Source organism: Prochlorococcus marinus str. MIT 1214 (assembly GCF_027359355.1).
GTDB classification, from domain to species: domain Bacteria; phylum Cyanobacteriota; class Cyanobacteriia; order PCC-6307; family Cyanobiaceae; genus Prochlorococcus_B; species Prochlorococcus_B marinus_F.
In genome coordinates this window covers 855195-869964 of the sequence record NZ_CP114777.1, presented here as the reverse complement: position 1 = coordinate 869964, position 14770 = coordinate 855195, and the positions used below count along the sequence as shown (strand labels likewise).

The 14770-nt window shown below is 36.9% G+C and carries 13 protein-coding genes and 1 tRNA gene; 6 read left to right on the top strand and 8 right to left on the bottom strand.

The window, feature by feature from the left end; genetic code table 11:
- Positions 1-1353: an FAD-binding oxidoreductase gene (locus O5639_RS05080; protein WP_269625388.1), complete on the top strand. Its 1353-nt coding sequence runs from the start codon at positions 1-3 to the stop codon at positions 1351-1353.
- Between the two features lie 24 nt (positions 1354-1377).
- On the opposite strand, the gene O5639_RS05075 is transcribed toward O5639_RS05080, so the two are convergent.
- The 4 genes from O5639_RS05075 to murA form a co-directional block, all read right to left on the bottom strand.
- Positions 1378-2613 carry a bifunctional folylpolyglutamate synthase/dihydrofolate synthase gene (locus tag O5639_RS05075; RefSeq protein ID WP_269625387.1) on the bottom strand — a complete coding sequence of 412 codons (1236 nt, stop codon included), beginning with the start codon at positions 2611-2613 and terminating at the stop codon, positions 1378-1380.
- Positions 2592-3773: an aspartate aminotransferase family protein gene (locus O5639_RS05070; protein WP_269625386.1), complete on the bottom strand. Its 1182-nt coding sequence runs from the start codon at positions 3771-3773 to the stop codon at positions 2592-2594. Before O5639_RS05070 ends, O5639_RS05075 begins: the two co-directional genes overlap by 22 nt.
- 8 nt (positions 3774-3781) lie before the next feature.
- Positions 3782-3863, bottom strand: a tRNA-Leu gene (locus O5639_RS05065).
- A 39-nt stretch (positions 3864-3902) separates the two neighbouring features.
- Positions 3903-5279, bottom strand: coding sequence for a UDP-N-acetylglucosamine 1-carboxyvinyltransferase (gene murA / locus O5639_RS05060; RefSeq protein ID WP_269625385.1), 1377 nt, complete (start codon positions 5277-5279; stop codon positions 3903-3905).
- A gap of 243 nt (positions 5280-5522) precedes the next feature.
- On the opposite strand from murA, the gene O5639_RS05055 reads away from it, so the two are divergent.
- From O5639_RS05055 to trpC, 3 genes are read left to right on the top strand one after another with little or no spacing between them, the layout of a single operon-like run.
- On the top strand, positions 5523-6359 hold the full coding sequence (locus tag O5639_RS05055) for a TrmH family RNA methyltransferase (RefSeq protein ID WP_269625384.1): 837 nt from the start codon (positions 5523-5525) through the stop codon (positions 6357-6359).
- Complete coding sequence (gene lpdA, locus O5639_RS05050) at positions 6356-7798, top strand: dihydrolipoyl dehydrogenase (RefSeq protein WP_269625383.1); 1443 nt, start codon at positions 6356-6358, stop codon at positions 7796-7798. The genes O5639_RS05055 and lpdA overlap by 4 nt, the downstream gene beginning before the upstream one ends.
- A 41-nt stretch (positions 7799-7839) precedes the next feature.
- Positions 7840-8727, top strand: a complete 888-nt coding sequence (gene trpC, locus O5639_RS05045) for an indole-3-glycerol phosphate synthase TrpC (protein WP_269625382.1) — start codon at positions 7840-7842, stop codon at positions 8725-8727.
- Between the two features lie 33 nt (positions 8728-8760).
- Here the strand turns inward: trpC and sodX are convergent, their stop codons facing one another.
- The 3 genes from sodX to O5639_RS05030 all read right to left on the bottom strand — a co-directional run bounded on the left by sodX (position 8761) and on the right by O5639_RS05030 (position 10233).
- Complete coding sequence (sodX, locus tag O5639_RS05040) at positions 8761-9138, bottom strand: nickel-type superoxide dismutase maturation protease (RefSeq protein WP_269625381.1); 378 nt, start codon at positions 9136-9138, stop codon at positions 8761-8763.
- A complete protein-coding gene (sodN, locus tag O5639_RS05035; RefSeq protein WP_420063670.1) occupies positions 9113-9604 on the bottom strand; it encodes a superoxide dismutase, Ni in 492 nt (163 codons plus the stop codon). The genes sodX and sodN overlap by 26 nt, the downstream gene beginning before the upstream one ends.
- A 74-nt stretch (positions 9605-9678) precedes the next feature.
- On the bottom strand, positions 9679-10233 hold the full coding sequence (locus O5639_RS05030) for an FKBP-type peptidyl-prolyl cis-trans isomerase (RefSeq protein WP_269625380.1): 555 nt from the start codon (positions 10231-10233) through the stop codon (positions 9679-9681).
- Between the two features lie 163 nt (positions 10234-10396).
- Between O5639_RS05030 and O5639_RS05025 the strand changes: the two genes are divergently transcribed.
- Positions 10397-11875 carry an apolipoprotein N-acyltransferase gene (locus tag O5639_RS05025; RefSeq protein ID WP_269625379.1) on the top strand — a complete coding sequence of 493 codons (1479 nt, stop codon included), beginning with the start codon at positions 10397-10399 and terminating at the stop codon, positions 11873-11875.
- Here O5639_RS05025 and mnmA read toward each other — a convergent pair.
- Positions 11872-13086 (bottom strand): tRNA 2-thiouridine(34) synthase MnmA, encoded by a 1215-nt coding sequence (mnmA, locus tag O5639_RS05020; RefSeq protein ID WP_269625378.1) that lies wholly within the window; start codon positions 13084-13086, stop codon positions 11872-11874. The two genes, O5639_RS05025 and mnmA, sit on opposite strands and share 4 nt — an antisense overlap.
- Between mnmA and O5639_RS05015 the strand changes: the two genes are divergently transcribed.
- Entirely contained in the window at positions 13086-14678 is a 1593-nt protein-coding gene (locus tag O5639_RS05015) for an NAD(P)H-hydrate dehydratase (RefSeq protein ID WP_269625377.1), read from the top strand. The genes mnmA and O5639_RS05015 overlap by 1 nt on opposite strands.
- Positions 14679-14770 lie beyond the last annotated feature (92 nt).

The window sequence follows — 14770 nt, the reverse complement described above, 5'->3', positions numbered from 1 at the left end:
ATGACTAATAAAGAGAAAATAGAATTGATTTTAAGTGAATTAAAATCAATTCCTGATCTAGAGATCTATCAAAAAACTAGTGATTTAAAAAGGTTCTCTAAAGATTTCTTTGATTATTCGCCAATATTGATCAATGAATTAAAAGATTGTGTGGCTGACATAGTCATTAGACCACTTTCGGTCGATGCAATTATTGTTGTGGCTCAAATTTGTAATAAGTATTCAACTCCTTTGACCCTTAGAGGCTCTGGAACAGGGAACTATGGGCAGTGTGTTCCTCTTAACGGTGGAGTTGTTATGGTTATGTCTGGTCTTAAGAAAATTAGAAATTTTGATTCAAAAACAGGTGAAATTACAGTTGAATCTGGTTGTTTGCTTAGAGATATTAATGATGAGTTGATTAAGCATGGTCGTCAGTTGCGGTTGCTTCCAAGTACATGGAGAAGCGCCTCGATTGGTGGCTTTATCGCTGGTGGCTCGGGTGGAATAGGATCTGTTCGTTGGGGATTCTTGCGAGATCCTGGTCATTTGCAATCCTTAGAAATAATAACGACTGAGGATTCACCAAGAAAACTTGAATTGGACGCAAATAACTCAGAGGCTTTGAATCATGCTTATGGAACTAATGGGATTATGACTGCATTAAAATTAACAACTGCTCCATATATTAAATGGCAACAAATAGTTGTTGACTGTTTTGATTGGAAACAGGCTGTCGACTTATTAAACAAATTTAATTGCGCTGCACTGGAGCTGTATTTGGGAACCTTATTAGAAAAAGAAATTGTTAATTGTCTTCCCCATTGGTCTGGTAAACCCTCAGGTAAACATAGGATTTTACTGCTGGTCTCGCCTGACGGTGTTAGTACAACTGAGCGCCTTGCAAAATCAGTTGGTGCTGACTTTTACGACTTAGGCCCGGAAAATCTGAGGGCGGGGACAGGTCTTCGAGAGCTTTCTTGGAACCATACAACTTTACATATGCGTGGCATTGATTCTGATTGGACATATTTGCAAATGCTTCTTCCTCAACCTGAATCTGAAATTATTAGAAAATTGAAAGCTGATTGGGGATCGAATCTTTTATGGCATTTGGAATGTGTTCGTCAAAATGGAGTTCAAAGATTAGCCTCACTCCCACTTGTTAAATGGCAAGGTGAAGAAGCTATGAATCAATTAATCAGTCAATGCAAAGGTCTTGGTGCAGTGATTTTTAATCCGCATACAATCACTGTTGAAGATGGAGGCTTAGGTGTAATTGACTCTGATCAAGTGCAAGCGAAGAGTAACTTTGATCCAAAAGGAATTCTCAATCCAGGTAAACTCAAAGGCTGGAATCTAAAAGTTAATTGATTTAATTGCTCTATTTTAAACAATTTAACTTTTCAATACTTTCCTTTGAAAAAGGTCACCTATTAAATATAGCGATCCTGAAATGACAGGTGGTGGAGATGGCCATCTATATTGTTTTTTAAGTGTTGATAATACTTCTTCTACACTAAGTGCTTCTTTGATTTGGTCTTTATATTTAGGGCAAAAACTCAAAATTTGATCTTTTGACCAGCTTTGTTGGCCTGGGACAGGCACTATCCAAGCTAAATCTTTTTCTCTAATTAGCTTACGCAAAATGCCTATTATGTCTTTTCTTATTTGAATCCCTAGTATCCAAATAATTCCACTTTCTTGATCAGTCCATGCGTCTCTTTCAATTGATAATTGCTTTGCCGCATGAGGATTATGTGCACCATCAACAACTATAGGCATCCCTTCCCATTTTGTTGTTTGAAGTCTTCCAGGCCATTTAGTAAGACATAAGCCTTCTCGAAGTTGTCTTTCAGAAATATTCCATCCAATATTTTTTAAGGATTCAACAACTCCTTTAGCTACAGCTGCATTTTCTTTCTGTATTACTCCTGATAGGCCTAGTTCCCAGTCTGATGGAAGTGGGTCTACCCAATGAATGACTGCTCGTTTCCTCTTGGCAGTCTCTACTAAAACTTTTCTTACAATATTGTGTTGAGTGGCTGTAACGACAGTACTGTTTGTAGTTATTATAGCTGCTTTCTCAATAGCTACTTTTTCTAGACTATTGCCTAAATATTCACAATGATCAAGCCCAATAGCTCCAAATGCAATAATAGGTCTATATTTATGTGCTGTTGTTGCATCAAGTCTACCTCCAAGACCTACTTCAAGGATAAGCAGTTCAACTTCCTTTAGAGTAAAATATTTAAATGCTATTGCAATAACATATTCAAAAGGAGTCAAGCTATATTTCTTTGCAATTGGAGAAAGAGACAGGCTTAATGATTGAAATTCTTCTTTTGATATTGGAGTCTTGTTGATACATATCCTCTCGACCCAATCAACTAAATGCGGGGAAGTGGTAACTCCAGTTTTGATATTTGCTAAGCTAAGAACACTGTTAATAAAAGCTGCAATAGAGCCTTTCCCATTTGTTCCTGCTATGTGAATAGCAGGCATTTTTTTACATGGATCTCCCATGCTATTAATAGCCAATGACATACGATCTATGCCCAGATTCATATCTTTATATTCTTTGTTTTTGCTTTCAAAAAAATTCGATTGTGCTATGAAAGTTTCATCAGACATTTGTCTAGTCTCGATAAAAGCTCGTTGATTTCTTTTTTTGTAATAGTTAAAGGAGGGACTATCCTTAATACTTTTACACCAGCTGATACTAGAAGTAGTTTCTCTTCTATGGCGGATTTGACAATATCAAGAGATGTTATTTTTATATTGTCTTTTATAACGAGACCTTGAATAAGCCCAACGCCTCTAGTGGAAATAAATATGTCTGAATATTTATTTGAAAGTTTCATTAATCCGTCTTTTAGTTGAGCACCTCTCTCGGTGACTTTATTTAGGAGGTCTCTTTTTTGTATTTCTTTCCCAACGGTTAGAGCAGCTCTACAAGCGAAAGGATTCCCCCCAAAAGTGCTGGCATGATCACCTGGCTGAAAGACATCAGCCAATTGATTAACCAATAGAGCTCCAATTGCATGACCTCCACCAAGCCCTTTGGCGAGTGTGAAAGCATCAGGTTCAATACCCAGTTGTTCATATCCCCAAAGAGTACCTGTCCTTCCCATTCCAGTTTGGACTTCGTCAAATATCAATAAAACATTGCTGTGGGTACATTTTTCTCTTAAGAGCTTAAAAAATGATTTTTCCCCAATATTTATGCCTCCCTCACCTTGAATAGGTTCAATAAATACAGCTGCAATTTGTGGACCTGTTTTTTCTAAATCATCAAATAGATTTTCAAAAGATTCAATGTCGTTATAAGAAAAAAATTTAAATCCCTGAACCATTGGCTCGAAACCTTTATGGTATTTCGGTTGTCCCGTAGCACTTACAGCTGCGAGAGTTCTACCGTGAAAGCTTTCCTTTGAGCAAAGGATGACTGGATTGTCGATGTTACGTTCAATATGCCCATATTTTCTTGCCAATTTAATTGCAGCTTCGTTTGCTTCAGCACCGCTATTGCAAAAAAATACACCCTTGGCAAAACTTTGTGAAGTTAACCATTGAGCTAGTTCTTCTTGCTCTGGTATCCCGTAAAGGTTAGACACATGTTGAAGTCTTCTTAATTGCTTTGATAAGGATTTGATTAATGCTTTATCACTGTGACCTAGTGAACAAGTTGCAATGCCAGCGACAGCATCAAGATATTTTCTGCCTTTTTTGTCCCACACCCATGAGCCTTTACCCCTGATGAGTTCTAAGGGAAAACGATTATAAGTTTTCATCAATGAAGTGGGAGCGGTCGGACTTGAACCGACAAACCCGAAGGTGCCGCATTTTGAGTGCGGTGCGTCTACCAATTCCACCACGCTCCCATATGTTTATTTTATGTCAAAAATAGCAAAAATATGAAACTAAGCTGCATTTTTTTGTGTATCAATATTGTCTTCACTAATTATTTTGTTAGAGAAAGAACTATGAGATGTTGTTTGATTAAATTTTCTAGAAATAATAGAACCTGCATTAGTTAATTTGTCTTCTAATTTTTCATAGCCTCTATCTAAGTGTTCGAGGCCCGTGAAAATACTATTTCCTTTGGCAGCGAGGCATGCAAGGATAATGGCAGCAGAAGAACGTAAATCTCCTCCCTCTACATTTGAACCTATAAGTTCTTTTACTCCTTTGATATGAGCAGTATTGTTTTCTAGATAGATACAGGCACCCATTTTATTTAGCTCAAAAACATGTTGCATTCTCTTCTCAAAAACTCTTTCTTTGATTTTGCTTGAACCTTTAGCTGTGGCCATTAATGACATAAATGGAGCCTGAAGATCAGTTGGAAAGCCAGGGAATGGACTTGTCGTTATATCAACTCCTGAGATCTCTCTTGGAATGATTTTTAAATGATGATTGCCATGATGAGATATTGAACAGCCACATTCTTGTAATTTTGAAATAACAGCGCTCAAATGATGAGGGATTACTGGACCAATAATGAGAGGCGATCGTGTTATTGCTGCAGCAATAAGAAAAGTTCCTGCTTCTATCCTGTCTGGGATAACACAATGAGAAGTTCCTCTTAAAGATTCCACCCCAATGATTGTGATTCTTTTTGTTCCAGCCCCAAAAACCTTTGCTCCCATTGAATTAAGCATTTTTGCAAGATCCTGGATCTCTGGTTCTCTCGCTGGATTGGATATAGTTGTTTTGCCTAAAGCTAAGCAAGAAGCCATCAAGATGGTTTCCGTAGCTCCAACGCTGGGATATTTAAGAGTAATATTTGATCCATGTAATCTTTTGTTTTTGGTTGAAACTTTAGCTTTTACAACATCATTTATAACTTCAACTTCTGCTCCTAAAGCTTTTAGACCATTGATATGTTCATCAACAGGTCTTGCTCCAATATTGCAACCACCAGGCAAAGGAATTTTTGCTTCTCCAAGTCTTGTAAGTAGGGGGCCAACACAGAAAAAACTTGCTCTTAAGCTATGAACTAGTTGATAGGGTAATTCAACGTTATGAATGGACTCTGAATTAATCTCGATAGAATTATTTGTTTTAGTTAACTTTGCACCCAAATTACGAAGAATCTCTGACATGACTTCAATGTCCGTAAGTTGCGGGATATTTTTAATCAGGAGTTGTTCTTTAGTAAGAAGAGACGCAGCCATTAAAGCTAGCGAAGAATTTTTCGCACCACTAACTTTTAAAACCCCACTAAGCGGACGCCCTCCTTTCACCTCTAGATGTGGCGGAATAATATTCCTCTTCATTGTCGCCACACTACTCATATTGGAGCGAACTGCTTACCCAGCCATAATGCCAAGTGGATTTAAAATAGTCCAGTCAACCTTATTGAAAATTGATGGGTTCAAATTAAATATTGATAATGTTGAAAGTTTGAATAGAATTTTTAATATAGTTTTTATTGAATTTAATAAGAAAATTCAGTGGCTATTTCAATGAAAGAAACTTTTCTGCTTTTCAAAAATTAAATAATTTGAGGTTAGAAAATTAATAATTCATATTCGCCATTGATTACAAGTAAAAGAAACCCTTTGGTTAGAAAACTAAGGGGTCTTTTGAAAAAAACTGGCCGTGAAGAGCATTCTTCTCTTTTGCTTGAGGGTTCTCATTTGTTAGAAGAGGCTTTGAAAACAAATTTCTTGCCAACAGAAGTTTTTGCAACTCCTCAATGGTGTGAGGAGCATGAGGAGATTTTTAAAAAAATAGCTTCAAGATCTTTATTAACCCTAGTAAGTACTAAAGTTTTAGAAGCATCTTTGTCTACAGTGACACCTGATGGTGTCGCAGCGATATTCCCAATACCAGGGTTGCCAAAACCGGGGAAAGCCCCAAAACACATTTTGGCTTTAGATAGGATTCAAGATCCTGGCAATATGGGAAATTTATTCCGATCAGCCCTTGCTGGTGAATATGAAGTTATATGGTTGGCTTCTGGAGCAGATCCCCTAAATCAAAAGGTTTTAAGATCTTCAGCCGGCTCAGTTCTTCATGTGCCTTTTGAACGGATTGGAGATTCAACTTCTTCAAGTATTGAAATGCTTGTTTCAAAACTCAATATTGCAATCGATGATAAATACCAAGTAGTAGGAACAATTTCACCGAATAAAATTACTGATAAGAAAGTGAAACCTTATTGGGAATTAGACTGGGATCTCCCTACAGTATTGGTTCTTGGTAATGAAGGCTCAGGTGTTCATTCTTCAATTGAAGCCTGTTGTTCAGACTTTGTTACGTTGCCTCATAGCTCATTAGTTGATTCACTAAATGTGGCATCTGCGGCAGTTCCTCTCTTGTTGGAGCGACAAAGAGTAAAAATGGTTAAGGGTATTCAAAAAAAACCGTGAGTGAAATTTCTTTTGACTTTGACTTAATTGTTGTCGGAGCTGGATATGGAGGTTTTGATGCTGCTAAACATGCAGCAGAGGCTGGTTTGAAAGTGGCGATTGTCGAATCAAGAGATATGGGTGGAACCTGCGTCAACAGAGGCTGTGTCCCGTCTAAAGCATTGCTAGCTGCCAGTGGTAAAGTTCGTGAACTTGCAAATGTTCCTCATCTTGCTGAATTTGGGATACATTCCGCTCCAGTTAGATTTGAACGTAAAAAAATTGCTGAACATGCAAAAAACTTAGTTGAGACAATTCGAAAAAATCTAACTAAAACATTAGAAAGATCGGGTGTTGAGATACTTAGAGGAGAAGGACGTTTAGAAGGCAATCAAAAGGTCGGTTTAAGAGAAACAAATGGAGTTGATAGAATCTTTTCCGCCAGAGATATCATCTTGGCTACAGGCTCAGACCCTTTCGTACCGCCTGGAATTGAAATTGATGGACGAACTGTTTTTACAAGTGATGAGGCTATTAATTTAGAGTGGTTGCCAAGATGGATTGCAATAATTGGTAGTGGCTATATAGGTTTGGAATTCGCTGATATTTATACAGCTTTAGGTTGTGAGGTAACCATGATTGAAGCTCTTGATAAAGTAATGCCAACTTTTGATCCCGATATCACGAAAATTGCTTCACGAAATTTAATTGATAAAAGAGACATTGAAACTCGAGCTGGAGTATTCGCTACTAAAGTTAAGCCAGGTTGTCCCGTCGAGGTCGAGCTTACAGATGCAAAGAATCGAGAAGTAATTGAGGAGTTACAGGTTGACGCTGTTTTGGTCGCAACAGGTCGAGTACCGTCGACTAAAAATCTAAATCTACAATCCGTTGGAGTTGAAACAACGAGAGGTTTTATTCCAATTGATGATCAGATGAGAGTATTGGTAAATGAAAAACCAATTCCTAATCTATGGGCAGTTGGAGATGTTACAGGTAAGTTGATGTTGGCCCATACCGCTGCAGCGCAGGGGAGTATTGCTGTAGAGAATATTTTAGGAAAAGTAATAGAAATTGACTACAGAAGTATTCCTGCAGCGACTTTTACTCACCCTGAGATAAGTTCCGTTGGACTTTCGGAAGAAGAAGCAAAAGATCTAGCGAAAAATGAAGGCTTTGAACTTGGAATTGTTAGAAGTTATTTTAAAGCTAACTCTAAGGCCTTGGCTGAATTAGAAAGTGATGGAATTATGAAGTTGATTTTTAATAAAGATACAGGAGAGGTCCTTGGGGCACATATTTATGGATTACATGCGGCTGATCTGATACAAGAAGTTTCTAATGCAATTTCGAGAAGACAGCGAGTCAATGACTTAGCAAAAGAAGTTCATACGCATCCAACATTAAGCGAAGTTGTAGAGGTTGCCTATAAACAGGCATCTTTACAAATAAAGAAGTAGTAAATCAAATTTTATTTTATAGATCATTACTTATTTAAATTATGGAAATTAGAAGAAGACCTCCTAATCCAAGCATAAAAGTAGCTAATTTAGAGTATGCAATCCCTCACCCCGATTCAAAACCTAAAAATATTTTGGAGGAAATTGTTTGGGAAAAACATCTAGAAGTGGAGATTGCAAGAAAAAAAGTTTCGCTTGAAGATTTAAAGAAAAAGATTAAGGATTTACCCAAAACAAAAAATTTTATAGATGCATTAAGAAATAGTAATTCGAAACCAGCACTAATCTCAGAAATAAAAAAAGCTAGTCCAAGTAGAGGGATAATTAGAGAGGACTTTGACGCGATAATGATAGGTAAAATGTATCAAGATGGAGGTGCTAATTGTATATCAGTCTTAACAGATAAAAAATTTTTTCAAGGAGGTTTTGATGTCTTAGTTGAGGTTAGAAAGGAAATCACAATCCCAATCCTCTGCAAGGATTTTATTCTTTATCCCTATCAGCTTTACCAAGCAAGAGCTGCTGGCGCTGATGCGGCACTTTTGATAGCCGCAATCCTGACTGATTCTGATTTAAAGTACTTATCTAAGGTTGCGGAACATTTGGGACTAGCAATATTAGTAGAGGTTCATGACTCAGAAGAACTTGAAAGAGTTCTAAATATTAATGTATTTAAGTTAATAGGTATTAATAATAGAAATTTAAAGAGTTTTAAAACTGATCTTGAAGTCACAAAGAAGTTGGCTAAGAATTATGCTAACCAAATCAAGGAAAATTCTATTACTTTGGTAAGCGAGTCAGGTTTATTTACTCGTGAGGATTTAGATTTAGTAAAGAGTTATGGGGCGGACGCTGTTTTAGTTGGTGAATCTCTTATGTCACAGCAAGATATATTAGGTGGAGTTAAAAAATTAATTGGTAAGTTATAAATTAAGTCAAATATCTATACCAATCTCTTAAATCTATTTAGAGAAAATTTTGTCTACTTTCCCAATGATTAAATCTAATTCAATTAAACCCAATTCTCGACTGTCAGTGCTTGCTAAGGAGTTATCTCCCCTTAAATCAAATTTGTTTTGATAAATGCTATAAATTCTTTTAATTATTAACTTGTTTTTTATTTTTGGATGAGAGGCAACAACGATATCGCCAATCTCCAACTTAATATTTTTTTGGTTTAACTTTTTATATGTTACTAAATCTCCCTCTTTGAGAGTTCTTTCCATAGAACTACCGACAACACGTAAATATTGTCGGTAACCGATTATTAAAGTAAATAAAGTAAATAAGTCTGGCTTGTGAAGAGGACTTTTATCAGCTTGCGGTAACCCAGCTATCATTTCTTCCTTTTGAAGACCAAAACATAGAGTGAATCTTTTGCACAGCTGCTAATAATTCTTCTGCTTTTGTTTGATCAATATTTACCTTGCATGCACTACAAAGCTTTGCTGCTTTCCAAAAAGTGTCATGAAGATCTGGATATGTAGCTAGGTGTTCAGGCTTAAAATAATCAGTCCAGAGGATTAGAAGTTCTTTTTTGGCCTTTTGTGATTCTTCTTCCTTAATCGCAACGAAGCGAGAAAAAGTGTTGTTATAAGCTGAAATGGAAGCTTGATCGTTACCAGCTGGAGCTAGAGCAATAAGTTTTTTCGTCATAGATAAAACTGCCTCAGCAGCAACTCTTGCAGAAGCAGGGTCATATACACCGCAAGGTCCGTCACAGTGAGCGTGAACAGATTTTGCTGGAAGCTTGTTAAAGATTGATTTAATTGTTTTGCGCAACATCTGAAAATAATTTGTGAACATTTTTTTTTACATTAATGGCGTTTGTCAACAAACGCCATAACTTTTTCTAGAGCTTTCTGAATAATTTAAGAAATTCACTTAACACCCAATAATTCAACTTCAAAAGTTAAAACTGAATTAGGGGGGATTGGACCTATTCCTCTACTGCCATACCCCAATTCTGGTGGGATGACTAATTTCCTTTTACCTCCAACTTTCATTCCTGCGACTCCTTCATCCCAACCCTTTATCACCATCCCTGCACCTAAAGAAAATTCAAAAGGACCTCTTCCATAACTGCTGTCAAATTCTTTCCCATCATCAAGAGTACCCTTGTAATTTACTGAGACACTTGTTCCTGGGGTGGCTTCTTGACCATCACCTAAAACTAATTCAGTAATTTTCAGACCACTTGAAGTTACTTGAGATGCTCCTATCTCAGCTCCTCCTAGAGGAGCGCTACTTGCATTGGTTTTATCTGAAGCCATAGTAAAAAGTGATGGATTTGGGTCTTCTGGGTCTAATTCAAATGGATTAGTTACAGATTCGCTGGTTTTTGTGGATTGCCTTACATCCGCTTGGATTGGTTGGACTATTTGTAAGGCATTCGTTGGAGTCGGCGAGATGATTTGGCTGATCACTGCAATCATCAAGCAGCTAAGGCAAACAGAAAAGCTAATTAAGATTTCTCTCACAGCAATATTAAGCAGTCGGAAATATTCTTACAGATTAATACCCAAATGACATCTATTTAAAAGATAACTAACCAGGGAGTATGAATTTTGCTGGTGTATATTTTATTAAATTAGATTTATGAATAATATCTATTCTCTTTTTATTAAAGCTTTTGCTGGTGGAGCTCTAGCAGGAATATCCCTTGCTGAAGGCAATTATTTCTTCATGCTTTTGGGAATATCTTTACTTTGGCCGGCTAGTAAGAATCCATGGGGGGGCTTTTGTTGGGGCGCGATGGCTATTTTATGGAGTCATAAGTGGTTGTTATCTTTGCATCCACTCAGTTGGGTAGGGATAAACTCAAATTTAAGCTTGCCTATTACAATTTTTATATGGCTTTTTTGTGGAGCCTTTGGAGGGACTCTGGTTTTGAGTTGGTCAGTTTTAAGGGGGGTTTTGGCTCCTGGAAGACTGCAGTTTTCTAAATTAGAAAATAAGTTTATTTATGCCGTCTTATTATCAACAATATGGGGTCTGACTGAAGAAATCCTATCTAGAGGCCCTTTGTTTTGGATGGGTGTAGGGCCAAGTTTATTACCACAAGATAGATATTTGGCTGGATTAGCAAGATGGATAGGTTCGGGCGGCTTGGCCTCTATCCATCTTTTAGCTGGATGGTGGATTTGGCAACTTTCAATTGCTTTTCAAGCTAGAAAAAAACTCAAGAAATTGATTATTCTTGGTGTTGCATATTTTTCGGTAGCTCATTTAATTGGATTTATCTTGTTGTTGGATTCTCCAATTGATTCGGCAGAACAGGTTGCGATGTGGCAAACAAATATGCCAATAAGACAAAAATTTAGTCAGGAAGAAATAAATGCTTTGCCTTCAAAAGTAAATAGAGCTTTAACTGATGCGGTTGAAATGAAGGCATCTTTTTTAATTGCTCCAGAGGGAACGTTGCCTTTGGATAGAACAAAGATTCGAGATTTTCCTATTAAATTTCTCTCTGGAGGTTTCAGGAAAATAAATGGTTCTCTACGAAGTTCAATATTGGTTTTTAATCCTGGTGATGAGTCTTTTTCAGGTGTGTTGGACAAATCTAGATTAGTTCCTCTGGGCGAATGGATTCCTGCATTGCCTAATTTTATGAAAAATGGCCTTTCTGCAGTAGGTGGAATTGAAAGTGGGAATCCATCAAGATTTCTTGATTGGGAGGGCCCATCTTTTGCAGGTGCTATTTGTTATGAATTGAGTAATGGAAAAGCTATAGCTAAAGCAGTAAATCAAGGAGCTAAATGGATTTTAGTGATTGCAAATTTAGATCCCTATCCTATTTCTTTGCAAAGACAATTTTTATCTATTGCTCAATTAAGGAGTATTGAAACATCAAAAAATTTAATATCTGTCTCCAATACTGGGCCAACATCTTTGATTAAAAGTAATGGAAGAATTGATACCCTCCTTAAATCAAATAAAGAACTTGTTCAACTCGTTGACCTTGAATTAAATAGAAAGAAAACATTGTATACATTAACCTCTGACCTGCCTTTAATCACAGTTATTTTTGTAAGTTTAATATGCATTTTGCGATTACATAAGTATAATTTATATTAAGACTCTTTCGAAATAATTCCTCCTCCTAATACATAATCACCCTTATAAAATACTGCTGCTTGTCCAGGAGTAATTGAAAATTGATCTTCCTCAAAATGAATATGACATTTATAACAATAATTTCCTTTAGTACTTTCAATAATTGGTATTAACTTTGCTTTCACTGCTCTGCTTCTGTATCTGATTTGGACCTCAACTTCTATTGATTTTTTAGGCGCTTCAATTGATACCCAATTTATATCTTTGACAATACACTCTGACTTGCCAGAATCTTCTCTTGGGGCAACAATAACCCTGTTGAAAGAGGCATCAATTTCAACAACATGTAGAGGAACTTCCCATGCAATACCTAATCCCTTTCGTTGTCCTATCGTGAAATGCTGAATTCCATTATGGGAACCTATAATCTTCCCATTTTTAAGGACAATTTCTCCTTCCTTTTTGGGTAGATACTTATCAATAAAAGCATTCATTGATCCGTAATGTTCAGCAAGACAAAGGTCTTGACTTTCTGGCTTTTCAGCAGTTTTTAGTGAATGTTTAAAAGCTTCGATTCGTGTTATCTCTTTGGTTAATTCTCCAAGAGGAAAGATTGTTTTCCCTAAGATTTCTTGTGGGAGATCATATAAAAAATAGCTTTGATCTTTATTGAGATCTTTACCTCTTAAAAGCTTATGTCTTTTAATTCCATCACTCGGAAGATCATTTCTGTCGAAAGATTCATTTGAATATCTAATCCTTGCGTAATGCCCTGTAGCGATCTTTTCGATATTTTTATTTTCTTTAACCCATTTCAGCATTTCTGAGAATTTCACTGATTTATTGCAGCGAGAGCAGGGTAAAGGAGTAATTCCTTCTTCATATCCTTTTACGACATTATTGATTATTTCTTTTTGGAAAATTTCTTTTGAATCGACTATGTGATGCTCGATTCCTAGTTGATCACATATCCCTGCGGCATCAATTAATCCATCTGAGCAGCAAGACCCTTTACCTTTCATTAGCCACAAAGTTAATCCCACTACATCCCACCCAGCCTCACAGAGAAGAGCAGCCGTTAGGGAGCTATCTACGCCCCCGGAAAGTCCCACTACAACTGAATGATTCCCAGAAAATGCTTGCAGTCTTTTTAATGTTTTTGCGACTGTTTCTTCTGAAGTCAAATGATTTAAAACTTTTTTTGTTTCTCTTGTTTCCACATTCATGGGCATTGATAGTAGCTTCTATTCATAGTTGGTTTGGATGCTTTTTGATTTTGAATTGGCCTCAATTTGATTCGGAACATTTAATGGTTTCTTCTGAGCAGATGCAAAACATAGAAAAAGAAATGTTTTCTATGGGTATGCCTGTTGAAGCTCTGATGGAAAAAGTAGGGATTGGTATCTCTACATGGATATTAGACAGACAAGGATTGGTTGAAAATGGTGCAATCGTTTTGGTAGGGCCAGGGCACAACGGAGGAGATGGGCTTGTTGTTGCAAGAGAACTTTATATGGCAGGCGTTGATATCTCTATTTGGTGTCCATTCCCATTGAAAAAAGAATTAACACAAAAACATTTCGATTATGCAATTCGAATAGGAATTGAAAACTTGGAGCAAAAACCTGATTCGAATTCTGATTCATTATGGATTGAGGCATTATTTGGATTAGGTCAATCAAGAATTATTTCTGATGAAATAGTTCATTTATTGAATACGAAGAAGAAATCTAGTCCTGATAAATTAATTAGTATTGATGTTCCCGCTGGATTAGACTCAGACAATGGATTTACAGTATCAAATACATCATGCAAAGCTAATTACACACTATCTTTAGGCCTTTTTAAGACTGGGCTGATTCAAGATTCAGCTATTGATTTTGTGGGAGATATAAAGAGAGTAGATATCGGGATCCCAGATAAGATTTTGGCTGATCTTCCTGAAAACCAGCCTCTGAGGATTTCGTTTTCAGATTTATCTACTTTCGTTTGGCCTAAGCCAAGTAAAAGTAAAAGTAAATATCAGAGAGGAAGAGTTCTGGTGATTGCAGGAAGTGAGAAATACAGAGGAGCAGCATCCCTTGCTTTGAATGGGGCTTTAGCAAGTGGAACAGGCAGTGTTAGCGCTTTTTTGCCTAATTCAGTTTCATCTGCCCTTTGGAGTGCTCACCCTGAAGTCTTATTGCTTGGAGATCTAAATACTTTTCAGGACGGTTCTTCAGATTTTTCCAAAGTTTTAAATGAAGTTGATTTGAATAGGTTTGACTCGATTTTGCTTGGACCTGGATTAGGGATTGCAGAAGAAAAAGATTGTTTTGGCTCTGACTTACAGAATTTCAAAGGCCTACTTGTTCTTGATGCTGATGGAATCAATAGGCTGTCGATAACTTCGAAAGGTTGGCAATGGCTAAACGAAAGAAAAGGTCCCACCTGGCTTACCCCTCATCTTGAAGAATTTAAAAGGCTATTTCCTTTCATTGATTGCTCGAATCCATTGAAGGCTGGAATTGAAGCTGCAAAAATTTGTAGTTCTTCGGTTTTATTAAAATGTGCTCATAGTGTTATTTCTGATCCAGAAGGGAAAACCTGGCAAATAGGGCAAGTGAATCCAAGTGTTGCAAGAACTGGCCTTGGAGATGTTTTAGCTGGGTTTGTTTCAGGGATGGGTGCTTCTGGGCTTGCAAGTGATAAAAAATTGGATACTAGTTTGCTTGCTGCCTCAGCTTTGATGCATGCATATGCAGGTGCTTTTTGCAGAAAAGGGAGCACAGCGAGCACTATTGGCACTTTTCTTAGTGAATTAATAAAAAAGGAAAGCACTTGAAATGTTTTGAAACAACCATTTAAAGGGCGTTAAATGGTTGTTTTTGTGTCATTTGTTAACTAATCGTCAACAGAATCTGAAGCCTTCATGAA